The sequence below is a fragment of the Micromonospora endophytica genome (assembly GCF_003236305.1).
GTDB lineage: Bacteria > Actinomycetota > Actinomycetes > Mycobacteriales > Micromonosporaceae > Micromonospora > Micromonospora endophytica.
The window spans coordinates 1-23,850 of sequence record NZ_POTX01000047.1 but is presented as its reverse complement, the minus strand read 5'-3'; the positions used below and the strand labels follow the sequence as shown (position 1 = coordinate 23,850).

The 23,850-nt window shown below is 71.1% G+C and carries 19 protein-coding genes; 3 read left to right on the top strand and 16 right to left on the bottom strand.

Annotated elements, in window-relative coordinates:
- Nucleotides 1–17: 17 nt before the first annotated feature.
- The 14 genes from C1I93_RS09940 to C1I93_RS09875 form a co-directional block, all read right to left on the bottom strand.
- Nucleotides 18–1,193 (bottom strand): SMP-30/gluconolactonase/LRE family protein, encoded by a 1,176-nt coding sequence (locus C1I93_RS09940; protein WP_111242952.1) that lies wholly within the window; start codon nt 1,191–1,193, stop codon nt 18–20.
- Entirely contained in the window at nt 1,190–2,107 is a 918-nt protein-coding gene (locus C1I93_RS09935) for a helix-turn-helix transcriptional regulator (protein WP_111242951.1), read from the bottom strand. The genes C1I93_RS09940 and C1I93_RS09935 overlap by 4 nt, the downstream gene beginning before the upstream one ends.
- Complete coding sequence (locus tag C1I93_RS09930) at nt 2,097–2,699, bottom strand: cysteine dioxygenase (protein WP_111242950.1); 603 nt, start codon at nt 2,697–2,699, stop codon at nt 2,097–2,099. The genes C1I93_RS09935 and C1I93_RS09930 overlap by 11 nt, the downstream gene beginning before the upstream one ends.
- A 37-nt stretch (nt 2,700–2,736) precedes the next feature.
- Nucleotides 2,737–3,102 carry a VOC family protein gene (locus tag C1I93_RS09925; RefSeq protein ID WP_111242949.1) on the bottom strand — a complete coding sequence of 122 codons (366 nt, stop codon included), beginning with the start codon at nt 3,100–3,102 and terminating at the stop codon, nt 2,737–2,739.
- 224 nt (nt 3,103–3,326) lie between these two features.
- Nucleotides 3,327–5,219 (bottom strand): AfsR/SARP family transcriptional regulator, encoded by a 1,893-nt coding sequence (locus C1I93_RS09920; RefSeq protein ID WP_181445097.1) that lies wholly within the window; start codon nt 5,217–5,219, stop codon nt 3,327–3,329.
- A gap of 168 nt (nt 5,220–5,387) precedes the next feature.
- Nucleotides 5,388–6,092, bottom strand: coding sequence for a winged helix-turn-helix transcriptional regulator (locus C1I93_RS09915; RefSeq protein WP_111242947.1), 705 nt, complete (start codon nt 6,090–6,092; stop codon nt 5,388–5,390).
- A gap of 123 nt (nt 6,093–6,215) precedes the next feature.
- Nucleotides 6,216–6,863: a copper resistance CopC family protein gene (locus C1I93_RS31485; protein WP_181445096.1), complete on the bottom strand. Its 648-nt coding sequence runs from the start codon at nt 6,861–6,863 to the stop codon at nt 6,216–6,218.
- 1 nt (nt 6,864) lies between these two features.
- Nucleotides 6,865–7,437, bottom strand: a complete 573-nt coding sequence (locus C1I93_RS09905; protein WP_111242946.1) for a hypothetical protein — start codon at nt 7,435–7,437, stop codon at nt 6,865–6,867.
- A gap of 53 nt (nt 7,438–7,490) precedes the next feature.
- Nucleotides 7,491–8,060 (bottom strand): flavin reductase family protein, encoded by a 570-nt coding sequence (locus C1I93_RS09900; RefSeq protein ID WP_111242945.1) that lies wholly within the window; start codon nt 8,058–8,060, stop codon nt 7,491–7,493.
- Entirely contained in the window at nt 8,053–8,502 is a 450-nt protein-coding gene (locus tag C1I93_RS09895; RefSeq protein WP_111242944.1) for an acyl-CoA thioesterase, read from the bottom strand. Before C1I93_RS09895 ends, C1I93_RS09900 begins: the two co-directional genes overlap by 8 nt.
- A gap of 5 nt (nt 8,503–8,507) precedes the next feature.
- Nucleotides 8,508–14,318 (bottom strand): type I polyketide synthase, encoded by a 5,811-nt coding sequence (locus C1I93_RS09890; protein WP_111242943.1) that lies wholly within the window; start codon nt 14,316–14,318, stop codon nt 8,508–8,510.
- Nucleotides 14,315–15,283, bottom strand: a complete 969-nt coding sequence (locus C1I93_RS09885; RefSeq protein WP_111242942.1) for an enediyne biosynthesis protein — start codon at nt 15,281–15,283, stop codon at nt 14,315–14,317. The genes C1I93_RS09890 and C1I93_RS09885 overlap by 4 nt, the downstream gene beginning before the upstream one ends.
- On the bottom strand, nt 15,280–17,256 hold the full coding sequence (locus C1I93_RS09880) for a CRTAC1 family protein (protein ID WP_111242959.1): 1,977 nt from the start codon (nt 17,254–17,256) through the stop codon (nt 15,280–15,282). Before C1I93_RS09880 ends, C1I93_RS09885 begins: the two co-directional genes overlap by 4 nt.
- A 3-nt stretch (nt 17,257–17,259) precedes the next feature.
- On the bottom strand, nt 17,260–18,231 hold the full coding sequence (locus tag C1I93_RS09875) for a DUF1702 family protein (protein ID WP_111242958.1): 972 nt from the start codon (nt 18,229–18,231) through the stop codon (nt 17,260–17,262).
- Between the two features lie 323 nt (nt 18,232–18,554).
- On the opposite strand from C1I93_RS09875, the gene C1I93_RS09870 reads away from it, so the two are divergent.
- Nucleotides 18,555–19,379, top strand: coding sequence for a helix-turn-helix domain-containing protein (locus C1I93_RS09870; RefSeq protein ID WP_146603474.1), 825 nt, complete (start codon nt 18,555–18,557; stop codon nt 19,377–19,379).
- Between the two features lie 161 nt (nt 19,380–19,540).
- Nucleotides 19,541–20,434 (top strand): maleylpyruvate isomerase N-terminal domain-containing protein, encoded by an 894-nt coding sequence (locus C1I93_RS09865; RefSeq protein ID WP_212808469.1) that lies wholly within the window; start codon nt 19,541–19,543, stop codon nt 20,432–20,434.
- A gap of 48 nt (nt 20,435–20,482) precedes the next feature.
- On the opposite strand, the gene C1I93_RS09860 is transcribed toward C1I93_RS09865, so the two are convergent.
- Nucleotides 20,483–21,475, bottom strand: a complete 993-nt coding sequence (locus C1I93_RS09860) for an ion transporter (protein ID WP_111242939.1) — start codon at nt 21,473–21,475, stop codon at nt 20,483–20,485.
- A gap of 283 nt (nt 21,476–21,758) precedes the next feature.
- Here C1I93_RS09860 and C1I93_RS31480 point away from each other — a divergent pair, with 283 nt between their 5' ends.
- Nucleotides 21,759–22,424, top strand: coding sequence for a TOPRIM nucleotidyl transferase/hydrolase domain-containing protein (locus C1I93_RS31480; RefSeq protein ID WP_223256221.1), 666 nt, complete (start codon nt 21,759–21,761; stop codon nt 22,422–22,424).
- Between the two features lie 66 nt (nt 22,425–22,490).
- Here the strand turns inward: C1I93_RS31480 and C1I93_RS09850 are convergent, their stop codons facing one another.
- A complete protein-coding gene (locus C1I93_RS09850) occupies nt 22,491–23,690 on the bottom strand; it encodes an RtcB family protein (RefSeq protein WP_111242938.1) in 1,200 nt (399 codons plus the stop codon).
- Between the last annotated feature and the right edge of the window lie 160 nt (nt 23,691–23,850).

Genomic DNA, 23,850 nt, shown 5'->3' with positions numbered 1-23,850 from the left:
TCTTCGATATTTCGGAGTCAGGGGACGACCTTGACGCTCTCGATCGTGTCGAATCCGCGGAACATGAACTCCAGGTCGTTCTCGTCGACCTCGTCGTAGACCTGGATGTGCCGTTCGACATTGCCGTCGAAGTCGAGTTGATAGACGCGTCGACGCAGCGTCTCGGCGACCCAGACGGAATTTCCGTCCGAGGAGATTCCGGAGCCGAGGAAGCCGGGCTTGGGGTGGAAAATGACGCGGTGGTCGCTGCCGTCGGCAGCGACCCGGACGAGAACGCATTTCTCCTGCGTGCCCTCGCTCATGGTCGCCACGAACGATCCGTCCGGCAGCCGCACCACACCGATCAGGGACGCGTCCACCCCGGCGATGTTGGCCAGCACCTCCTTTTCTCCGGTGTGCACGTTCACCCGGACGATCTCCCCGCCGCCGGCCTTGCCGTGCGGCTGGCGGGTGTTGGCGACCAGGACGTGGTCCGGACCGTCGACGGTCAGGGTGGACGGCTGGTCGAGGCCGTCGGTGAGCACCGACACGTCGCCGCTGTCCAGGTCGATCGCGATCACCCGGCCGTTGCCCTGCCAGTTGTTGAAGTCGCAGGCGAGCACCCGCTGGTCGTCCGGGGTGACGACGAGACCGGCCAGGTCCAGCATGCGGTCGACGTACGGCACGCCGCTGACCGGGTCGAAGGCCGTGAACGCCCGACTCAACCTGCCGGTACGCGTGTCGATCTCGAGGACCGCGCTGCTGCCGGCGATGCCGACGTGGTTGGCCGTCGGCCCCCGCATGCCACTGAGGGAGATGTACAGCCGGCTGCGGTCGGAGCTGGTCGCGGTGTCCCACAGGTGGGCGCTGCACCAGCTCGACACGTCCAGGTACGGCCGGCTGGCCCCGTCCCGCAGCAGGTTGATCCGGCCGGTGGCCTGGTCCACGACGAGCAGGTCACCGGATTCCAGCCCGGTGGGGCCGTGTGCCGTGGTGAGGAACGAGGTGTCCACCACGCGGTGCACGGCGGGCAGGTGGGACACCCCCTGGACCCGTAGCACCGAGGTCATCAGCGCCTGGACCTCGCGCAGCGCCTTGTCCGAGGAGTCGGCGGTGAGGATCGAGATGGTGTACTGGTCTGCCTTGGCCACGGGCAGTCCGGGCAGGAGTTGGTCGACGTCGCTGGCGGTCGGTGTGGGGGTGGCCTCGGTCATGATGCGCTCCTCCGCAGGAGTGGGTGGGGGGCCTTCGACCGCACGAGCAGGTGCGGCACCGCGGTCAGCAAGGGTGGATCGGTGGGTTGGACGGGCCTCATCACGAGATCGACGTGGTTGCGGAACCGGGCGCCGACGACCCGCAGCGGCCGATCGCCGGACGCCACCAGGACGTCACCGCTGGCCGCGTCGAGCAGCGCGTTCGCCCGCGGCACCGTCGACCACCGGAACGACACCGCGAAGACGTGGTACCGGCCGTCCGGCACCATCGGCAGGGTGTACGTCGACGAGCCGAGGGCGATGGTGTGTGCCACCGGTTCGCCCTGGGGTATGGCCTGGCGGTAGAGACCCACGAAGATCGGGCGTGGCTCGACGTCATGGGTGGTGTCCAGTTCGGAGTCCAGCGCGCCGACCGGTGACCACCTGATGGCACCCACCGCGATCTGCTTGTGGGAGCGGTAGACCGGCGGGAAGGACCGCCCGGTCCGGCTGACCAGTTGCGGCAGGCTGGGCCACTCGGGGGCGCGGGACAGGACCCGGAACTGGTACGGCGACATCCCTACCAGCTGGGTGAAGCGGGAGGTGAAGGTGCCGAGGCTGTTGTAGCCCACCTGGAAGCAGATGTCGGTCACCCGCAGGTCCGACTCGACGAGCAGCCGCTTGGCGGCCTCCAGCCGCAGCGCGGTGAGGTAGCGGCTCGGCGGGATGCCGACGATGGCACCGAAGACCTGGTTGAAGTAGGCGCTGCTGAGGTTGGCGATCTCCGCCATCTCCGACAGGGATCGCGGCGTGCCCAGGTCGGCCCGGAGGGTGTCGACGACCCGACGCACCGCGCGGTGCTGGTCGGCCCGCACGACGCGGGTCAGGGTGTGCTCGCGTGGTCCGCGATGACCGAGGCGGGTGTCATGCCACATGCCGCGTCGGTCCCTTGTCCCACAGGTGCCGGGCGTCCTGAAGGTCGAACCAGAGCCGTCGGGGCTGCATCCGGTACGTCCCGTCGGGCCGGGGCTCGTAGATGAAGAAGTCGTTGACCGGGGTGAGGTAGACGTGCACCGTGGCCGCCCATTCGTCGGTGGTGTTGGCCATGTCGTGCAGTTGGAAGTCCTCTTCGGGCAGGATCGGGGTGACCGTACGGCCGCTGAGCCGGAGCACGTCGCGCTGCTGGAGCCGGACGACTCCGCCGCCGGACTGCACGATCCGGTGCTTGCGCTCGATGGTCGTACCGGTCAGGGCCGCGACCGCGCCGATCGTGCCACTGTGGTCGTGGATCGGGCTCGCGCTGTGCGGGCTCCACGACACCACCACGATCTGGAAGTCGTCGTCGGGCGCGTTGAGCAGCATCCGGGTGTACAGACCCCGGGTGCTGCGCGGCAGCACGACCTGTCGGTTGGCCGGGTCGGTGACGAACTCGGTGAGGACCGAGGAGAGCGCCACCATCGACTCCTGTGCGGGCAGGCCGCGTCGCTTCGTGGCGGCGACACCTGCGATGAGTTCTGCGGGATTCATCTGACGCTCTCCTCCCACCGGGTGGCGGCCGGTGGACCTACTCGTCCGATCGGGACACGAGGTGGACGACTCCCGCGGGATCGGAGATCCAGTGCGCGGTCATGAACTCGACCGCCTCGATCTCGTCCCGCACCGGAACACCCGACTCGGCGAGGTACGCCGCTGCGGCGTCCGGGTCGTCCGTGTTGACTTCGAGCCACACGTCCGTCTGGCTGTAGTTGTCGACCTGGTCGAGCCAGAGCCGCACCGGGCCGAACTGGAACCGCTGCGCGCCCCGGAACTCGCCCAGGTAGGGGAGCTTCAACGTGTCCCGGTAGAACGCGACGGTCGCCTCGAAGCGGAACTTGGGGATCTTCAGCGCGATGTTCGTACCGCCGGTGAACGTCGGTCTATCGACAGCCATGAAATCGCTCCAGAAGGCCGGTCTGCCCGTCGATGTCGGCGCGCGGGTGATCGCCCGGCCCGGGGAGATCGACCACCGCCGTACTGAACAACGTCAGGTTAGGGAGTTTGCTATATGAAGGTCAAGCAAATCGCCGCGCGTGGCGGGCGGGACGAGGCGGTTGGGCAGTCTGGAAGAAGACGAGGTGGGCCTCGCCGTTTGCGCGACGCGCGCAGCCAGGTCGGTCAACAGCCCGGGATGCAGTGTCCCGCCGCCGAGGGGCGCGGTGGATGGCCGAGCCGGTTGAGCGTGTCCCGGGCGAGCGCCCGGGACACGCGCAGCATCCGGTAACGCCGGCCGAGCGGGTTGCTGCACACCTCCAGCAGGGACTTGTCCACCAGCCGGTTCAGCAGCAACGGCACGTCGTCGTCGCCCGGCAGCATCCGCCTGGCCTCCCGCGCCATCTCGACGCAGAACTCACCGTCGACCAGCCCGAGGCTCGCGAAGCAACGCCGTTCGGCCTCGTCGAGCAGCTCCATGCTGCGATGCGCGGCGGCATAGAGCGAACCGTGGTGGCGGGGGCCGCCACGCCAGGTCGAGCGCAGCGCGTACAGCGGATCCCGCAACCTGTTGAGCAGCAACCGCAACGGGTCGGTCCGCAGGCACGCGGCGGCCAGTTCGATGGCCAGGGGCAGCCCGTCGACCCGGCGGCAGATCGCCGCGACCAGCAGGGCGTTGCTCTCGGAGAGCTGGAAGGTCGGGCTCAACTGCACCGCCCGACGGGCGAACAGCCGCACGGCAGGCGACTCCATCAGCCGCCGAGGGTTTCCGCGGTCCTGCTCCCCCACCGCCAGCGGGCGGACCTGGTGCACCGCCTCGTACGCCAGGCCGAGGATCTCCCGGGAGGTCACGACCACCCGGATCCCCGACGAGCTGCGCAACAGCTCGTTGACGAACTCGGCGGTCTCGTCGATCACCAGCTCGGCGTTGTCCAGCACCAGCAGCAGCTGCGGCTGGCCGGCGGCGTCCGACATCGACCCCGCCGGCACGTGGCGCGATGGCCCCGTCCCACCGAGCACCGCGGCGACGGCGTCCACCACCCCGCGCAAACTCGCGGTCCCCGACAGCTCGACGACCCAGACGCCACCGCCGTAACCACCGCGGACCGCCTCGGCCAGAGCGAGCGCCAGCGCGGTCTTGCCGGCGCCGACCGGCCCGGTCAGCGTCACCAACCGGTGACGGCGCAGCAGGCCGCAGAGCCTGGTCAAGTCCTCCTCGCGGCCGACCAGGTCGTCCACCACGGAACCCGGGCCGCGCCACGGTGGACGCGACGATCCCGCCGGCACGTCATCGGACCACTGTTCGGCCCGCGCCTCGATGGCCTCCGCCCGGGCGGCCGCGAGTTGCGGACCCGGCTCGACGTTCAGCTCCGTCCGCAGGCGGGCCTGGACCTCGGTGTATCGGGCCAGCGCCGCAGTCCGCTGTCCGGTGCGGGTGAGTGCCTGGAGGCAGTGGGCCTGCACCACCTCGTTGAAGGGTTCCACCAGCGCCAGCCGTTCGGCGATGGGCAGCACCAGGCAGGCCCGACCGTGTTCGAGGCCGAGCCGCACGTACTCCAGAGCGGCACCGACGAGTTCGCGCCGTAACAGCTCGATCGCCGGATGATCGGGCAACAGCGCGGTCAGGTCCTTCAGGAACGGATCCGACCAGGCCCGCATCGCCCGGTCGAACACCTGCCAGCCGGCTTCCCACTGCCGGAGGCTGATCAGCGCCAACGCCTGCCGGGTCAGCGTCCGGAACGCCTGGAGATCGAGTTGTTCGTCGCGCACGTTGAGCCGGTATCCACCCCGGGCCGAGCTGATGACGTTGTTGCGCCGGTGGCGCGGCGCGTCCGGCTCCAGCACCCGCCGCAGCCGCGCGACGTACGTGTGCACCAGCGCGTTCGCACTGGCCGGCAGGTTCTCCCCCCAGAGCGCCTCGGCGAGTTCCTCCACCGTGACCCGTTCACCCGCGCGCAACGCCAGCAACGCCAGCAACGTGCACTGCTTGCGCGGGCCCAACGGCAGCTCCGCCTGGCAGGCCGACGCCCGGAACGGGCCGAGGATCTGGATACGCAACACGGCATCGGCAATCTGCACCGGTTCCCCCCGGGGTTCCCTCACGCAGAGTCGAACCGACATCAGCGTAGCGAAAGGTAGCCGCCACCTTACGTGAAGAGTCAGTGACCTAACGCAGTCCGTCGGGCGATAAATCACCGTCGACCGGGTGTACCTGCCACGCGTCCGGCCCGACGGGCCGGACGAATCTCACCCCTCGGGCCGGGCCGACACCGGCTCGCCGTGCTGCTCGTTGCCGAGCAGTCCGAGCAGGATCATGCAGCGCCGGACCGCCGTGGCGGCACCGTCCACCCGTACCACACCGGTCAGCAGCGCCTCCACCGGATCCAGCAGACCGCTGCCGACGTCGAAGAAGGTCCGGGCATCGGTCATCACGCGCAGCGCCGGCGCCTCGGCCGGGCCCAGCCTGGTGCGTACCGCGCCGCCGCCCTCGACGCTGACGTGGAAGACCTCCGCGTCGATCTGAAACTCGTAGCTCTCCTCGGCGAGGGCTCGCACCGGATCCACCATGGCCTCGACGGCGAGCACCGCCCACGAGGCGCGGACCACCGAGGCACGCGGCCCCCGTTGCTCGGCGAGCAGGGCCAGGCCGAACCGGGCCATCGCCAGCACCGGCTCACGCAGCCGCTCGCCGCGCTCCGTCAGCTCGTACCCACCGGTGCGCCGGCCCTCGTCGACGGGCCGAAGGATGCCCGCCGCGGTCAGCGCGGCCAGCCGGTCCGCGAGCAGATTGGTGCCGATGCCCGGCAGCGCCTCCAGGAGTTCGCGATAGCGGCGCGGGCCCAGCAGGAACTCCCGCACGATCAGGAGTGTCCACCGCTCACCGACGAGATCGAGCGCGAAGGCCAGGCCACATTGTTGGTCGTAGGTCCGTCGCTCGGGCCGTGTTCGCATGCCTGCTCCTCCATCGGACACCGGGGCGCAGCATCCTTTAACAAGGAGTAGCACAGGACGACGGAAAACTGGACCCCACGGTGGCGGCGCACGGACGACGTCCGCCGCACCGTGGGCCGAGGGTCATCCCGGCGCGGACCGCCGTCGGCGCACGTGCACCGCCAGCAGGCCCACCAGGACGGCCAGGTCGACGCCGAGGACGATCAGGGTGACCGGGTCCACCCGGCCGTGTCCGTGCCCGTGCCCACCAGCGGCCGGGTCGGCCGAGTCAGCGTTGGCGGCGGCGGCCAGGTCAGTGGCGGCGGCCGGGCCGGCGGACCCGGCCGCCGCCGGGTCCGCTGCCGGGCGGTCCTGCGGCGTGGACGCCGGTGTACCGGCCACCGTGAAACTCACCAGGCCGGTGAGCGTCCGTCCGTTGTCGAACCCGACGTGGTAGCCGGCCAGGTAGCGACCGGCGGCGGTGACGTCGACGGGCAACGTCACGGTCCGGCCGTCGACCCGCGGCGGACCGTTCGCGGTCACCCCCGACGGGGTACGCACCGAGACGTGCGTCTGCCCGGGGTCGGGTGCCGCGCTGAAGGTGAGGCTGAGGGCCCGCGGCGGGGCCTGGAGCAGCGCGCCGTCGACGGGTGCCACGGTGACCAGCCGGACCGGCATCCGCGCCGCGAGCAGCGCCAACAGCGGCACGGAGACGGCGAGCACCAGCACCGCCAGCGTGCCGGCCAGGCGACGGGGCCGATCGGGTCGCGTGGTCGCTGGTACGGCTGTCATCTCAGCGGCGGGAGAGGGCGACCGGGCGCAGGCAGCTGCACGACATCTGCGCCCGCTCCCGCGGGTCGGGCCGCAGGTGGTAGTACATCGCCACCAGCATCGGCAGGAAGACCACCGCGTTGTAGAACAGGTGCAGTTCCACCCGGGGCAACACGAGTTGCAGCAGGCTCGTCGGCGCGGCCCGCCCGGCCAGGGTGGTGCCGGTGAGCGCCTGGATGAGCAGCAGCAGGTGTTCGAAGTGGTGCCAGACCTGGACCCCGATCGCCACCAGCCACCAGGTACGGGCCCGGCCGGTGAACCCGTGCCGCAGGATCCAGAGACCGACCAGCATGATCAGCGCGTATCCGTAGTGCAGCCACTCCTGCTCGACAAGCACGGGAAACGGCATGCCGAGCACACCGCGCGCCTGCGGACGCGGCCAGCCGAGGCCCCAGATCTGCACGGCTTGGACGATGTGCTCGGCCCAGTGGGCGAGCACGATCAGCAGGAACACGTTGAGTGCCGCGCGGTGGTAGGTGCCGTTGAGGGTGGCGATCACGCCACGCGGCAGGACCGGACTCTCTTGCTTCACCATGAGCTACCTCCGACAGGGGATGAGCAGAAGTGGCGGGCACCACGGCGGGCCCGCTAACCGGGACGGGCGAGCCGGCAGAACCGGCCGGAGAAGAAGACGAGCGCCTCCGCGGCCCGGGACCGGGCCGACAGCAGCCGCCCCAGAAAGATCGAATGGTCGCCGCCGTCGTAGGTGCGCCACAGTTCGCACTCGAACCAGGCCAGCGCCCCTTCGATGAGCGGCGCTCCGGTGCACCCGCCGGGGCGCCAACGCACCTCGGCGAACTGCGCCGCCCCGTGCGGCCGGGCCCGGTCGGCGAAGTGACGCGCCGTCTGCGCCTGTTCGGCGGCGAGCACGGAGAGGGCGAACGATCCGGCGGCGACGACACTGCCGTGCATGACCGCGTCACGGTTGACGCAGACCAGGACCAGCGGCGGATCGAGGGACACCGAGGTGAACGAGTTGGCGGTCATCCCGTGCAGTTGGGGCCGGGCCACGGTCACCACTGTCACCCCGGTCGCGAAGCTGCCCAGGGCTTCGCGCAGCGGCCGCTGCCGGCCGTCGGGGGGCACGGCGAGGGGCTGCGGCGGTAGGACACCGACCCCGTCCGGGTACGCCGACCGGCCGCCCGCGTCGTCAGACATCGCTGCTCACCAGGGCCGGTGCGGCGTACGGTCGCAGCGCCTGCGCCAACGGTGCCGGCACCCGGGTCGGGGTGGTCCGCCCGTTCGGCCCCCGCATGCAGGCCACCCGCTGCCGTCCCCGGGCGACCAACCGCTCCCCCGCCGGGTCGAGCAGCAGATAGTCGAAGGCGAACTCGATCTGGGTCTGCCCGAGGTCCACCAGCCGCATCCGTACGGATATCTCGTCGAATGCCTCCAGTTCGGCGAAGTACTCGCAGTCGACCTGGACGGTGAACAGCTTCAGGTCGGCGCGCAGGTCCTCGATCACCTGCGGTGCCAGCTCGCGCAGGAACATCTCCCGACAGCGTCCCTGCCAGCGCAGGTAGTTGACGTAGTAGACGTTGCCCACGAGGTTGGTCTCCTCGAATGCGACCACATGCCGGTACTCGTAGTAGCGCTGCACGTCAGTCAGTCCCTTCGTCGACCGAGAATCGCCGCCACCGTCGGTGTGTCCGTCCCGTCCAGCGCGGTGACCAGCGTGACGACGTGCAGCGGGCCGGCGGCCAGCACGACCCAGCCGGGTGCGGGCACACCGCGCAGCACCAGTCCCGTTCCGGGTGGCGCGCCGGCCTTCTGGAGACACTCGACGGCACACCAGACCCGGGTCGCCGCGACCGGCGCCGGCTCACCGGTCTCCCGGCTGATCAGTTCGGGCAGCGCCGCGTGCCCACCGAGCAGTCGCCGCCACTCCTGCGGCGACCAGTCGCGCACCCCCTCCAGGTCACAGCCGAGTGTTCCGCTGCCGGCCACGCCGAGGGTGTACCGCCCGAAGTGGGCCGCCGAGACCGCGTCGACCGCGTCCACCTCCGGACGACCGTCCGGACGGTGCCGCACCGACACCTGCCGATCCAGGGCCCGCGACAGCGTGATCGCCGTGGCACCGGGCGGCGTGGGCGTGTCCAGCGCCTCGACGGCGACGGCGAACTCCGCACCCAGCAACTCCTCGGCCCGACGCTGGAGCAGCGGACCGAGCAGCGGCGGGGCCCACGGTCCGGCGGCGGCGCGGCGGCGTACCGCGTGCAGCCGCAGTCCGGTCCACCGCTCGATGACGGTGCCGGAGCCGTCGCGCACGGCCAGGTCGTAGACGTAGGTGTTGCCCTCGTGGTGGCGTTCCCGCGCGACGACTGTCACCTGCTCGGTCACCGAGAGTTTGGGTCCGGCCGGCTCGATCCGTTCGACCCCGGCCGGCAGCAGCGTCGCGTCGGGTACGCAGACCTGGATCCCGTGCATGAACGCGTCGCGGGCGCCCGGGTCGCCGAGCAGCAACTGCTGCGGCAGGAACATGCCGAACCAGGCGTGGTTGTCGCCTGTCACCACGTCCGCTTCGGCCTGCCGGGCGGCGATTCGGCGGTACCTCGACAGCCGCTGGAAACGTCGCCCCTGGAACAGGACGTCTCCGTAGAGCTGCCGTTCCGGGTCGAGCGTGACCTCGGACAGCACGGTGGGCGACAGGTCGGTGTCGTCGGGCCCGTCGTCGACGGGGCGGAACCGCACGGTGGCGCGGAAGTGGTCGACGAGGAAGTCGGTCTCGGCACTGCGGATCGCCACCTCGACGGCTCCGTCCCGGGCCAGCGCCGCGACCCGGACCGTTGTCGATCCGGCCTGCGGCACGACTATCGGGCGGGCGAACTCCACGCCGTCGAGGACCGGCGTTCCCACGTCGCCCCGTACCGCCGCCGCGACCTGCACCATCGCCTCCAGGCCGAGCACCGCCGGGAACAACAGGTTGCCGTCGAGCCGGTGGTCCTCCAGGTACGGGTCCTTCGCCGGGGTCAGGTCCGCCTCGGTCACCAGCTCCACGCCGGGGTAGTGGACCAGCACCCGTTCGACGAACCGGAGCAACGGCAGCTCCGGCCGGTCGAGGCGGAGCGTGTCCAGCCCCTCGGTGCGGCCCGCCACCACTACCACCGGCGGCGTGTCGGCGGTGGTAAGCAGCTGGCGCAGCATGGCCAGCCCCTGGTCGGGTGGAATCGGGGTGACGCCACTGTGCAGCAGCCGCTCCACCACGGAGAGCCGCTCCCCCATGCCCACTCCCGACCAGACGGACCACTCCACACAGAGCGTCCGGCACCCGGGGTGGGCCCGGCCGAACTCGGCGGTCAGCTCGGCCAGCCACTCGTTGGCGGTGGCGTAGTGCGCCTCGCCGTGCAGACCCGCCCGGCCGATGATGCTGCCGAAGGTCACCAGCAGACGCAGCCCGGCCGGATCGACGGCCGCCAGCACCGACCGCAGGCCCTCCACCTTCGGCGTGTACGCGGCCCGCAGCGCCTCGGCGTCGAGGTTCACCAGCGCCGCGGGCTGGTTGTGCCCGGCGCCGTGCAGCACCCCGGTGACCTCGCCGAGGTCGACCCGGATCCGGTTGACCGCGGCGCGGACCGCGGCGGCGTCGGTGACGTCGGCGCGCAGGTACCGTACCGTCGCCCCGGCCTCGGCCATCCGGGTCAGGTTGGCGGCGAGTTCGGCGTCCACCGCCGGGTCCGAGCGGCCGAGGACCGCCAGCCGGGCACCCGTCTCGACGGCCAGCGCGAGGGCGCACTCCGCGGTGATGCCCTTGCCGCCGCCGGTCACCAGCAACACGTCGCCCGGATCGAGGGGCAGCGGCCGGCTCGGCCCGCCCTCGGGCAGCAGCCGCAGGACGGGCCGCCGCCGGACCCCCTGCGCGTCGTAGCTGATCTCGGCGAACCCGGTGGTGGTGGCGACCTCGGTCAACACCCGGTCGACCGCCGCCGGCTCCAGCGCGAGGGTCACCACCGTCGTACGCAGGTGGGGAGCTTCGAGGCGGGCGGTCTTGGCCATGGCCGTGGCGCCGACAGCCGGCTGCACCACGACGAATCGCCCGCCTGACGGCTGCCGTACCGCCGCCTGGGTCGCCCGCAACGCGAGTTCCCGATCGGTGGGGTCGCACCGCTCCGGCAGGCAGAGCAGGACGCCGCTGCCGAGGCCGCCGGTGCGCAGGGCGGCTCCCAGCGTCGCGGCGAGCGGATGTCCGGTCGGGGCGAAGACCTGCCAGGTGCCGTCCGCCTCGCCTGCCCCGCGCGCCGGTCCCGGGACGGCCTCCCACTCGACGCGGTAGGGCCGTACCCAGGGCGCGACACCCGCCGCGACGGTGCCGGCCGTGCCGTCACCGCTGGCGGTCTGGGCCAGCTCGTCGAGCGCCTCGGCGAGTTCCCGCAGGGTGGCGGTGGCGAAGTTGGTCGGCGCCTGGGTGGCGCCCAACCCCATCTGCCGGCCCGCCTGGTTGACCAACTGACCGACGGTGATGGAACTGAGGTGCAGGTCCTCCAGCAGCCGGCTGTCGTCGCGCAGCGTCTCCGCGGGCAGCTCGGCCCGCTCGGCGGCGAGGCGGCGCAGCAGGTCGAGGGCGCCCCCGGCGGCGACCGCCAGCTCCTCGGCCCCGGCGGCGAGGGCCACCTGGGCAGCCCGGTCGGCGGCGGCCAGGTCTTCGGCGGCGGGGCCGGTCGGGGCGGTCGAGGTCCCGCCGATGCTCGGCGGGCGCGGGCTGCCGGCCGGCAGTTCGCAGGGGTTGGCGAAGAAGACGAGACCGTTGTCGAGGTCGAGTGGTCGGGTCAAGCGGCCCGCGAAGAGCGCGCGGTGGTCGATCGCCGCGCCCCGGACGTACCCGGCCGCCGCGGCGGTGAGCAGACCGACCAACGAGTCGCCGTCGGTGTCGATGGCGACCGCGGGCACCTCGCTGAACTCCCGGACCATCCGGCTCAGGATCCGGCCCGGCCCGACCTCGACGAAGAGATCGACCTCGGCCGCGGCCGAGGTGACCGCGGGTCCGAACCGGACCGGCTCGGTGATCTGCCGATGCAGCAGGTCCCGCAGGTCCACGTCGGGTGGCAGCGCCGCGCCGGTCACTGTGGAGATCACGCGTCGGGACAGCGGCGCGAACTCCTGCTCCGCCAGGCGCGCGCGGAACTCCGCCGCGGCCGGGGCCACCAGGGGCGAGTGGAAGGCGTGCGAGACGGGCAGGCGGGCCCAGTTCAGCCCCGCGGCCGTGGCCTTGTCGCAGACCCGCAGCACCGCCTCGACCGGTCCGGCGACCACCGTCTGGGTGGGGCCGTTGTACCCGGCGATCACCACCGGTTCGCCGACGAGGAGTGCGCCGACGGTCTCGGGTCCGGCGGCGATGCCGGCCATGGTGCCCGGTCTGCTGTGCGCGGCCATCACCGTGCCGCGCACACCGGCCAGCCGCAGCAGTTCCTGCTCGTTGATCGCGCCGGCCCAGCAGAGCCCGGCCAGCTCACCGAGGCTGTGTCCGACGGCTACCGTCGCCGGCAGCCCGAGCGCCGCCAACACGCGCAGACCGGCGAGTGTGCCGGTCACGATCCGGGGTTGGGCCAGTGCGGTCGACGTGACGTCGCCCGCATCGGGCAGCCCGGCCCAGCGGTACACCTCGTCGGCGACGGCGAACCGGCGCCGCAGCGCACCGCCGCCGACACCCCGCCCGACGCCCTGTCCCGGGAACAGATAGCCGATGCGGGCCGGCCGGCGCGCGTGGCCGACGAACACCCCCCGGTCGAGGTCGCACGCGTCGGTCCGGCCCTCGTCGAGCACCGCCAGCAGGGTGCGGAGCTGGTCACCGGCGGCCTCGGGCGCCGCGGTCACCACTGCCGCGCGGTACGGTCGGTCCCGCAGTCGCGCCTGGAGCGACGCGGCCAGGTCGGCCAGCTCCGCGTACGACAACCGGTGGACCACGGCGGCCAGTTCGACGATGCGCTCCCGCAGTTCGGCCACCCCGCCCGCGTCGACGAGCAGCACCTCCACGTCCTGCGCCGAGCCGGCCAGGGAGCGGGTCGCCGGGTCGAACCCGGTGGACCGGCGTGGCGTCGCCGCCGTCACCGCGAGGTGGGTGTTGATGCCGCCGAAGCCCATTGCCGTCACCCCGGCGTGGACCGGGAACGCCGCCGGCCACGGTTCCGCCGTGGGCAGCACGCGCAACGCCGGTCGGTCACCGGTGAGTTCGGGGTGCGGGTCGGCACAGCCGGCACTCGGCGGAATCACCTGGTGGTGTACGGCGAGCACGGCTTTGATCAGACCGGCGACACCGGCGGCTGCCTTGGTGTGCCCGATGAGGGCCTTGATGGAGCTGATCGCGGCGGGCGGCGCCGTCGGGTCGGCGGCTCGCCGCGCCGCCGACAACGCCCGGAGCTCGGTCGCGTCGCCGACCTGGGTGCCGGTGCCGTGGCCCTCGAACATGGCCACCGTCTCCACCCCGAACCCGGCCCGCTGGTACGCCCGGCGCAACGCGAGCTGGTAGCCGTCCTGCTCGGGTCGGGTGATGCCGCCCCGGCCGTCGGAGGAGACGCCCCAGCCGGCCACGGTGGCGTAGACGCGGTGCCCGGCTGCGCGGGCCTCCGGCTCCCGCATCAGGACGACCATGCCGCAGCCCTCACCCGGCCAGAACCCGTTGGAGTGGCGGTCGTAGACCCGCATCTCGCCGCGCGCGAGGGCACCGGTACGCGCGAAGCCCACCAGCTCGAAGGGATCGATGGAGAGGTCCACCCCGCCGGCGATGGCGACGTCGACGTCCCCGTTGGCGAGTGCGGTGCAGGCCGTGGCCACCGAGAGCAGCGAGGAGGAGCAGGCCGCGTCGACGGTGAAGCCGCCGCCACGCAGGTCGAAGTGGTTGCAGATGCGGCCGGCGATGGTGTTGGAGAGGGCGCCGGCGAGGGTGTCCTCGTCCCCGCGGGGGAAGGGGCTCTTGTACTGCTGCTCGTAGCCGACCAGGAAGTCGGCTGTCCGGTCGTGGTCCCAGCCCTGGTCCCGCAGCGCCTGCGCGAGCGTGCGGCGCACGTACGGCCACCGCAGCCGCATCACGTTGGCGCGGGTGAACTCGCCGGTGAGGGTGTTGCCGACCACCACCGACGTACGCTCCACCGGCAGTCCGACGCCGTCGGGGAAACCGGCGTCAGCGAGCGCCTGCGCGGCGACGTCCAGGGCCAGCCAGTGGGTCAGGTCGGTCGACCGGTACGTACTGCCGGCGATCTTGAACCGTACCCGGTCGAACTCGTATCCCCGGATAACTGCCGCGTTGCGGACGTAGAAGCGATCGGGTGCCGCCGGGTCGGCTGCCCAGTAGTCGTCGAGGTTGGTGCGTTCGTCCGGCAGCCGGCGGAACGCCCGCCGGCCGGCGAGGACGTTCTCCCACAGCTCGCCAGGCGTCTCGGCGTCCGGATATCGGCAGCCGACCCCGATGACCGCTATCCCGGTCATGCCCGCACGACCTCTCGGTCGGCCGACGGCGCCGGGATGGTCAGACCCCCGATGCCGACGGCCGAGGTCGGCGGCTCGGCCGACTGCTGCTGCCGGCGCCTGACGATCTCCACGGACCAGAGGAAGATCCCCCGGGTCAGGCAGACCAGGACGGTGGCGAAGAACAGGCCGTACACGATGCTCATCCCGGTCAGCACGCCGTAGAACAGGGCCGCGCCACCGCCGAAGGCGATCTGGGACAGCGGGCGCACCGGCGTGGTTCCCGGATCCGGCAACATGTAGTTGCTGAACAGCACGAACGCCACCCCGGTCATGGTGGACAGCGCGGCGGGTATCGAGATGTCCAGCAGCACGCCACGGATGACCGACTGGAGTGCGAAGACCAGCAGCCACGCGCCGATCAACCACATCCGCTTGGTGAGCATCCCGTTGAGCATGGTGCCGAAGAAGATGATGACCAGCGGGATGATCCAGTCGACCGGGTTGCCGACGTGCTCGGTGAACATGTACGGCGGCGCGATGCTGACCCACGGAAACAGCAGCAGGACGACGACGATCCCCAGGTTCGACGGGTTCATGAAGTGCCGCATGCGCCCGTTGACCGGGGCGCGCAGCAGCCACTTGCCGGCGATCGCCGCCATCACCCCGAACATCATCACCAGGACCCGGTCGTTGACGTAGAGCAGCATGTTGACGGCGAGGCTGGTGATGTGGGCCGGGTAGAGGAACTCGACGAGCCCGCGCAGGCCCCGACCACGGAAGCGCGGTGCCCGACCCTCACGGTGGGCCCCGATCTGCTCCAGCAGGATCTCCATCGCGTACCCGGTGGCCACCGCGATGAAGGGCCAGGACCACGCCTGCTCGAAGCCGAGGACGGTGTAGCCGGCGATGTTGAGCACGGAGATCGAGATGGCGAAGTTACGCAGCGCGATGACGCGCGGGTCACGTACGGCGGTCTTCGTCATGGCTTTGCCTCCTGGGCCTGCGAGCCGAGTTCGAGGGTGTGCCAGCCCGGTTGCAGCGAGAGCTGCTGCTGGCGTACGGCGCCGGTGCGGTCGCGCCAGTCCAGCCGCACCTGCACCGCCCCGGTGACGGCGCCGAGGCCGAGGTGCACCTCGAAGCCCCGCTTGCCGGAGTGGCCGCTGCCCCCGTCGACCTGGCCGGTCACCGTGCGACCGTCCGGAGTGGTGACAGTGACCCGGGCACCGACCACCGGGGAGCCGGCCGCCGGCAGACCGTCGCCGGAGGCGGTCCCGGTCGTGCCCGGATGGACCAGCCGTAGGCCGAGGAACGCGCCCGGCGTCGGGCTCTGGTTCTGGTAGAAGACCGGCGCGTCCCACTGCCGGGCGAGGGCGAAGTCGAGGCGGCCGTCCCCGTCGGCGTCACCGGTGGCGATGCCGCGACTCGGGATCGGCACCGCCAGGCCCAACTCGCCGCTGAGATCCTCGTACCGGCCGTCCGCCGCCCGTACGTGGAAGGCCAGGTGCTGGTTGCCGGCGATGTCGTCGCCCTCGCGGACGTTCGGCCACCAGGACGGATCGTCGAGCAGGATGTCGTTGGCGGTGGCCGCCTCCTGCAGCTGCGCCCACCGGTTGACCAGCCCCTTGACGAATCCGGCGGTCTGCACGATCTCCGGGCGGCCGCTGTTGTCGAAGTCGCCGAACTTCACGTCCCAGCTCCAACCGCTCCAGGCCAGACCGAGCGGCGCGCTGCGATCACGCAGCGGCGCGACACCTGTGGTCAGCAGGCGGCGTGCCTCCTCGGCGTCGGCGGCGGTGTTGACGAAGGCGAAGTTGCTCTCCTGAATGCCGAACGAGGTGGTGATGTTCCCGACGTAGATGTCCACCCGCCCGTCCCCGTCGAGGTCACCGAAGTCGACACCCATGCCCTTGAACGAGTCGGCGCCCACCCGCTTCGACTTGGGCACGAACGGTGAACGCGGCCCGGTGACGGCGGCGAACTCGATCCGTCCCGGGGTGGAGCGGTTGTGCAGCAGCCGGTCCGGACCGAAGTCGTTTGCCACGTAGAGCTCGGGCAGCAGATCGCCGTCGAGGTCGTGGGCGGCGGCGGCCAGTGCCCAGCCGCGGGAGACGTCCTTGTCGAACACTGACGGCACCTCGGCGTAGGACACATCCGGATCGTCGCCGCCGGTGACGCCCTGCCAGCGGAAGACATGATCCTGTCCGCCGTTTGTGGCGTTCGACATGGAACGGTTCATCGCCACGCCACCACTGACGTTCGGGTTGAGCACCGGGCCGTCGGGGAAGTAGTTGGCGACCAGGATGTCGACGTGGCCGTCACCGTCGAAGTCCGCGACGGCTACCGCGTTGGTGTTCCACTGCGGCCCCCGGTACGGTCCCGACGACGGCACTGCCGGGACCAGCTCGACGGGGCGGAACGCCTGCCCGGAGACCGTCGCCGCCCCACCCCGGGCCAGGAACAGCACAGGCGTCCGGCCCCACCAGTACACCAGCAGGTCGGTGCGGCCGTCCTCGTTGAAGTCGCCGGGTACGCAACCCATCGGCGCGATGTACGGATTCATCGGCAGCGGGGCGGGGTCGAGGACGAACGACGGGTAACGGTCCCCGCCGGCGCCTGGCACCGGCGCCACGACCACCTGGTCGATCCTCGGGTCGACGAGGCACAGATCGTTGGAGCGGCCGTCACCGTCGAGGTCGGTCATGGCGACGCCCGCGCCGACTGAGGAGATCCAGGCACGGATGTCCCGGTAGTCCTGATTGACCGCACGGATGCTCTGCTGGTCGAACCCGCCGGGCATGGCGATGGACAGCGGTGTGAACCGGAAGGCGGCGGCGGAGCGGGCCCGCTCGTCGGCCGAGGCTTCCGGCAACCGGACCACGGCGAACATGACGGCGAGCAGCAGCAGCGCCACCACCGCAGCGAGATGGCGATTCAGCCAACCAGTGATCGAGGACACCAACTAGCACCTCCCCAGCGCAACGAACTGTTCGGCAATACGCCGCCGCCACTGCTCGAAGGCCGGCAGCGCGCCGTCCTCGGGCAGGTCCCGCAGCGCGTCGTCGGTCATCGCGGCGGCGTGTTGCGGGCTGAGCCCACAGAAGACCGACGTGGCGGTGTGGGTGTGCGGCGTGACCAGGTCGGCCCGTACCCGCGCCTTGGCGGCGAACGCGCTGCCCTGGGCGACGGCTCGACGGTGAGATCCCGCCCGGTCCCACAACTCGTGCAGTTCCGTCTCGCTCGCGCCCCCGGCGTAGGTGGCGGCCAGTCCGGCGCCGCTGAACAGGTCGGCGCGCCGGTCCGGGTGGAATCCCTCGATCCGGGTGACGACCCGGCGCGGGTCGGCTCCCTCGACGAACCACAACACCCGGCCGATGCCCTGGTCGAAGGCGCGGTGGGCGTACGGCTGTGGCCGGTCCCCGGGCCACCGCAGGTGCTCCCGGTGTTGGCGCAGCACGTACCGCTGCGTGTGGAAGTAGCCCTGGTGGAAGCCGTAGCCGTCCAGGGCGAGCCAGGCCAGCAGCGGATCGGTCGGCAGCACGCGGCGCCACATCCAGCGCGGCAGCCGGGCGAGTGCCCAGCCGATCCCGACGTGCACCATGTAGACGTGGGCGGCGCCCCGGCCGGCCAGGAGTTGCTCGACGCCACGCCCCCGGACCGGACGCAGGGCGTCGAGGATGGCGAGTCCCATGGCCGCGCCCTCGTACGCGAAGCCGCGAAAGGGCCGGTCGACCGACTCGAGCAGGTGTTCCGCCTCCTGAGGGGTGCGGGCGTAGGTGGCGTGTCCGAACCCGGTGACGAAGGTGCCGCCGACGGTTTCGAGCAGCTCTCGGGCGTACTGGTCCTTGGTGTGGAATCCCCGCGTCGCCAGCAGGGTGTCGCGTCGGCTCGGCGTCAACAGGCGACTCCGCATTGATCGCCAGGCGCTGGACATCATTCACCCCCAGGGCAGGTCGAGACAGTGCGGTCCCGAGTGAACGGGACGGAGACGACAGGCCATCGGTAGCCGGCGACGATCACCTGGACTCCGGTCCGGCGGGCTGCACCGGTCGCGGGCTACCCGGCTATGGTTGCGGACCCCCGGCTCGGCTGTCTTCTCTCAAATTGCTTACCTGGCGCGACGGCCCACCCGGGCATTCCTGATCTTCGCAGCTATATGTATTTCAAGAGTTCTTCAAGGCGGCGATAGCAAACTCACTCACATTCCCCTCGTCGCCTGGAGGCGTTGTGGTCAGTCAGCAGGTGAACCGACATCGAGTGACCGGTGAGCGCACTTCAGCCATCGTGCGCGCCATCTCAAGAATGCGGGACCAACTGCATGAGCCACTCACTCTCATCGACATAGCTCAAACCGAACACTTCAGCCCGTTCCACTTTCATCGGGTTTTCCGGGAGATCACCACGGTTACGCCGGCGCGATTCCTGGCGGCGCTGAGGATGGCCGAGGCGCGCCGACTTCTGGTCCACTCACAGCTGACCGTCGCCGAGGTGAGCACCGAAGTCGGCTACCGCAGCACCGGCACCTTTACCACCCAGTTCACCCGTCTCGTCGGAATTCCACCGGAACGCTTCCGGCGGGTCGCCCGCGCCCTGCCCGACCGACCTGTCGCCAGCCTGCTGCTCGCGGCCAGGTCGGTGCTGAGACCCCAGCAATGGGCCCGGGTCCTGGTACGGCCTGAAAACTGTGATCCGCAGACGCTGCTCTTCGTGCACTGCCGGCCGGTCCGTGGCGACCGGACCCAGCACCACAACTGGACCTCCGGGACGGGTCAGGTCCTTCTGCCCATCGACACCCTGCCCTTTCCGGGCGAGTACCAGGCGCAGGTTATCGCGATTGCGCCCTCGGCCACCCCGACCGAAGCCCTCGTCAACCACGCCGCGGGCAGCTACCTCGTCGGAACCGCACGTTTCCGGTCACCGCTGCACGGACCATCGAATCGGCAGGTGACGGTTCCGCTGCGGCAACCGCTTTCCATTGACCCTCCACCGCTCTCCGTAGCACCGGTACGCCTGCTGGCCGATCTGGCGAACAGGTTCGCACCAGCCAAAATCACCCCAAACACTGCACACGCCCACTTTTGATCACACACTCAGGACAATTCACAGTCAAACTCCTCGATTCCCGTCGCCATTTTCGGCCAGGCCGAACGCCCATCGATGCTGCTACATTTTTCTCAACCGTTGCCAGGCGCGGGACTCCTCGTCGGCGTGCTGGTGCGGCCCGCGCTGAACGGAGGTCGACAGTGCCCGGCTCATCGGTGACCCCGCACCAGTGGGCGACGGTTCGCGCCGCCCTGCGCGACACCGGCGACCGCTTCGCCCACCTGCTGCACGCGAACGCCGACGCCAGCACCAGGGCGACCGCCCACTGGACGGTGGCGCAGACGGCGGCCCATGTCGGATCGATCGCCTGGCTCTACCGGGCGCTGATCGCGGCCGAGCCGCTGACACCCCCGGTGCCCGGCTTCGGCGAGCTGGCCCGGTCCCTGACGGTGGAGACCATCTATCAGGTCAACGACCTGCTCCTGGCGCACTTCACCGAACGGGCACCCGACGCGCTCGGCACCGGGCTGCGCGCCGACATCGCACACATCCTGACCATCACCGACGGACGTGACCCGGCGACCCCGGTGGCCTGGCTCGGCGGCGCCCGCATCCCGGTGGCCGGCCTGCTCGCCCATCTGCTGAACGAGATCCTGATCCATGGTTGGGACATCGCTCGGGCCGCCCGGCTACGGTGGGACCTGCCGTCCGACCAGGCGGCGCTCTTTCTCGACCTGTTCGTGGTCGGCATGCTGCGCGAGAGTTACGGACGCCTGCTCGACAACGACGAACCACCACGACAGCGGCGCATCGCGGTGCGGATCCGTTCCCCGCACACCCGTGCGGTGACGCTGGTGCTGCACCGGGGCCGGGTCACCGTCGAAGATCCGGCGCCCGACGCCGACGCCACGGTGACCGTCGATCCGGCGGTGTTCAACCTGATGATGTTCGGACGGATCGGCAAGCTTCGGGCCGTTCTCAGCGGCGGGGTACGAATTCACGGTCGCCGGCCCTGGGTCGTGCCCACCCTGCTGCGCACCGTCCGCTTCCCGAACCAGCCGTCGCCCCTGTCCGCCAGCCAACACGTCAGGTGACAGTCACACCGCGATTGACGTGACAGTGGAGGCGACGAGGGCACGGCCTCACCGTCGCCTGCGGCGTGCCTTTGTGCCGGTTCGCCGGGCCACCCGGCGCGGAGGAAGCACCAGGGTGCCGACATCCGCCCCGGACACGGCGCCGCCGCGCGCCGGTGGCGGGACGGCTGCCACCCCGCCGGTGAGGTCCGAATCGGGCAGTCGCCGCTCGATGTCGGTGATGATCGCCTGAACCCGGGCCAGCTGTTCGCGGACCGACGGCTCGTCCTCGGCGTGGTTGCCCGCCGCCCCGGTGCCGCGCCGCGCCTCGGCGAGCTCGTCCTGATGCGCCTCCTGAAGGGCGGTCAGCACCAGGCCCACCAGCAGGTTGGTGAGCAGATAGCAGGCGGCCACCATGTACGAGACGTAGTACAGCACCGCCCACTCGGTGACCTCCCGGCCGGCCTCCAGCGTGTCGGTGATGCCGTCGAGCGACAGCAGCAGGAACAGCGTCAGCATGGCCTGCCCGACCGTGCCGTACTCCGCCGGATAGGACGTGCCGAACAGCATCCAGCCCAGCATCGCGTACCCGTAGAGCAGCAGCGCCGTCACCAGCAGGAAACTGCCGAGACCGGGCAGGCTGCGGCGGATACCGACCAGGATCACCCGCAGACTGGGAAAGAGCCGGAACGCGCGCACGATGCGGGCCAGGCGCAGCAGCCGCAGCAGCGTCACGTTCTCCCGTACGCCGGGCAGCAGCGGCGCGGCGACGATGAGCAGATCGAAGACGTTCCAGCGGTTGCGGAAGAACCCGAGCGGGGCCTGCACGTGCGCCCCGAACCGCATCAGCAGTTCGACCACGAACAGCGTCAGGCAGACGTACTCGACCGCCCGGAGCGCGCTGCCCACGGCCGTGACCACGCCCCCGTACGTCTCCAGACCCAGCGCTGTCGCGTTGACGATGACCACCGCGAAGCTGGCCAGGTTGAACCAGTCGGCACCGACGACGGCCTGGCATCGTGCCGCGAACCGACGCAGCGGAATACGGACAGCGCTCGACATGGATCTCCTCGACCGGCTCACCACCGGACGGCAGCCTATGACATCCTGCGACAGCACCGGCGCGCGGAGCGACCATAAAGGACAGTTGCCTGTTCAGCGCGGCGAGCCCGGCGTGGCGGGCGAGCCGGGCACCGCGGGCGCGGGCCGCTCCGGCCGCTACACCAGGGCCCCGCGAACCTCCTCGGCGCTGCCCACGACTGTGCAACCTACCGGCCGCCGGCGTACCTGACGGATGATTGCGGCAGCGACACGCGCTACCGGCCCGACCGGACGGGAGATCATGATGGCGGTCACCGAACGTCGTGCAGCCGCTCGCGGGACGGTGGACGGCCCCCTGGGCGGCAACGCCGGCTCGCTCCGGGCGACGGCCGATGCCCTGGCGAAGATCGAGTCGGCCGAGGCCGTGGTGCTGGTCGAGGGCATCAGCGACCAGATCGCGCTGGAGACGGCCGCGCGGGGCCGGGGCCGGGAACTCGCCGCGGAGCGGGTGGTGACCGTGCCGATCGGCGGGGCACACGCGATCGGGCGCTTCCTCACCGGACTAGGGCCGCTGGTCACCCGGGTACGCCTCGCCGGACTCTGCGACCTGCGCGAAGAGGAGATCTTCCGGCGCGGGCTGGAGCTGGGGCGGGTCGGGTCGCCCCGCACCCGCGCCGAGATGGAGCGGCTCGGCTTCTTCGTCTGCCTCGACGACCTGGAGGAGGAGCTGATCCGGGCGGTCGGCGTGGCCGCGGTGGAGGCGCTCTTCGAGGCGCAGGGCGATCTGCGGTCGTTCCGTTCGTTCCAGAGCCAGCCCGCCTGGCGCGGCCGGAAGGCCGAAGCGCAGCTGTGGCGGTTCCTGCGCAGCAGTTCGCAACGCAACCTGCGGTACGCGCGCCTGCTGGTCGAGGCGGCGGCCGACCGGGACGCCCTGCCGCGCCCGCTGGACGCGCTGCTGCGCAGCGTGTGACCGGCGCGCCGGTCCGGGGCGTACGACCGGCGCCCGCAACCCCCCACGGGCGCCGGTCGGGTCAGGTCAACCCTTCACGCAGACCACCTGCTTGAGGTATGCCACCACCTCGACCAGGTCGTCCTGCCGGGCCATCACCTCGGTGATGTCCTTGTACGCGCCGGGGATCTCGTCGATCACCCCGGCGTCCTTGCGGCACTCCACCCCGGACGTCTGCGCCGCCAGGTCCGCGGTGCTGTACGTCCGCTTGGCCTGAGCCCGCGACATCCGACGTCCCGCACCGTGCGAGGCCGAGCAGTACCCCCACTCGTTGCCCGTGCCGCGCACGATGTACGAACCGGTGCCCATCGATCCAGGAATGATGCCCAGGTCGCCGCGGCCCGCCCGGATCGCGCCCTTACGGGTCACCAACACGTCCACCCCCTCGTAGTGCTCCTCGGCCACGTAGTTGTGATGACAGCTGATCGGCTCGTCGTAGCCGACCTGCGGGAACCGGTCCCGCACCAGGTTCATCAGGACGGCGAGCATCACCGCCCGGTTGCGCCGTGCGTACTCCTGCGCCCACCAGAGGTCCCGGCGGTAGGCGTCCATCTCCGGCGTACCGGAGAGGAACACCGCCAGGTCCGGGTCGGGCAGGCCGGCGTTGTGCGGCAACCGGCGGGCCACCGCCATGTGCCGTTCGGCCAGTTCCTTGCCGATGTTGCGCGACCCGGAGTGCAGCATCAGCCAGACCCGGCCGGCGTCGGCGCCGCCCTGCTCCAGGCAGATCTCGATGAAGTGGTTACCGCCGCCGAGGGTGCCCAACTGCCGCCGGGCGCGGGTCTCCAGCTGCGCCACCCGCCGGTCGAGATCGGCGAAGCGGCGCCAGAAGTCGTCCCAGCCGCGCTGTTCCAGCCCGCGTACCCGGCGCGGGTCGACCGGGTCGTCGCGCTGGGCGAAGCCGACCGGGATCGCGTCCTCGACGGCCCGGCGCAGCCCGGCCAGGTCGTCGGGCAGGTCGTCGGCGGTCAGTGAGGTCCGCACCGCCGACATGCCGCAGCCGATGTCCACGCCGACCGCGGCCGGCGACACCGCCTGCCGCATCGCGATCACCGAACCGACAGTGGCGCCCTTGCCGAAATGCACGTCGGGCATCACCGCGACGCCCTGCACCCACGGCAGCGCCCCGATGTTGCGCAGCTGCCGCGCGGCCTGCGGCTCGATCGCGTACGGGTCGGTCCACACCCGTACCGGCGCCCGCGTCCCCGCGAGCAGCTCGAATCCCATGATCTTCTCTCTCTTCAGCACGAACGAAATGCGCCGATCTTGGACTTTCGGTCGCTGATACGCGGCTTTTACCCCTATTTGCCAGGGCGAAAAGTGCATGATCGACGGCCGGGTACGGCGCGGCAGGGCACGTGCCCCCGGGGGGCACGGCGGGCGCGGG

Bases quoted from the DNA above. Each gene is read 5' to 3' on its own strand.
- C1I93_RS09940 (WP_111242952.1), bottom strand. From the start codon at position 1,193: ATGACCGAGGCCACCCCCACACCGACCGCCAGCGACGTCGACCAACTC.
- C1I93_RS09935 (WP_111242951.1), bottom strand. From the start codon at position 2,107: ATGTGGCATGACACCCGCCTCGGTCATCGCGGACCACGCGAGCACACC.
- C1I93_RS09930 (WP_111242950.1), bottom strand. From the start codon at position 2,699: ATGAATCCCGCAGAACTCATCGCAGGTGTCGCCGCCACGAAGCGACGC.
- C1I93_RS09925 (WP_111242949.1), bottom strand. From the start codon at position 3,102: ATGGCTGTCGATAGACCGACGTTCACCGGCGGTACGAACATCGCGCTG.
- C1I93_RS09915 (WP_111242947.1), bottom strand. From the start codon at position 6,092: ATGCGAACACGGCCCGAGCGACGGACCTACGACCAACAATGTGGCCTG.
- C1I93_RS31485 (WP_181445096.1), bottom strand. From the start codon at position 6,863: ATGACAGCCGTACCAGCGACCACGCGACCCGATCGGCCCCGTCGCCTG.
- C1I93_RS09905 (WP_111242946.1), bottom strand. From the start codon at position 7,437: ATGGTGAAGCAAGAGAGTCCGGTCCTGCCGCGTGGCGTGATCGCCACC.
- C1I93_RS09900 (WP_111242945.1), bottom strand. From the start codon at position 8,060: ATGTCTGACGACGCGGGCGGCCGGTCGGCGTACCCGGACGGGGTCGGT.
- C1I93_RS09890 (WP_111242943.1), bottom strand. From the start codon at position 14,318: ATGACCGGGATAGCGGTCATCGGGGTCGGCTGCCGATATCCGGACGCC.
- C1I93_RS09885 (WP_111242942.1), bottom strand. From the start codon at position 15,283: ATGACGAAGACCGCCGTACGTGACCCGCGCGTCATCGCGCTGCGTAAC.
- C1I93_RS09875 (WP_111242958.1), bottom strand. From the start codon at position 18,231: ATGTCCAGCGCCTGGCGATCAATGCGGAGTCGCCTGTTGACGCCGAGC.
- C1I93_RS09860 (WP_111242939.1), bottom strand. From the start codon at position 21,475: ATGTCGAGCGCTGTCCGTATTCCGCTGCGTCGGTTCGCGGCACGATGC.
- C1I93_RS31480 (WP_223256221.1), top strand. From the start codon at position 21,759: ATGGCGGTCACCGAACGTCGTGCAGCCGCTCGCGGGACGGTGGACGGC.
- C1I93_RS09850 (WP_111242938.1), bottom strand. From the start codon at position 23,690: ATGGGATTCGAGCTGCTCGCGGGGACGCGGGCGCCGGTACGGGTGTGG.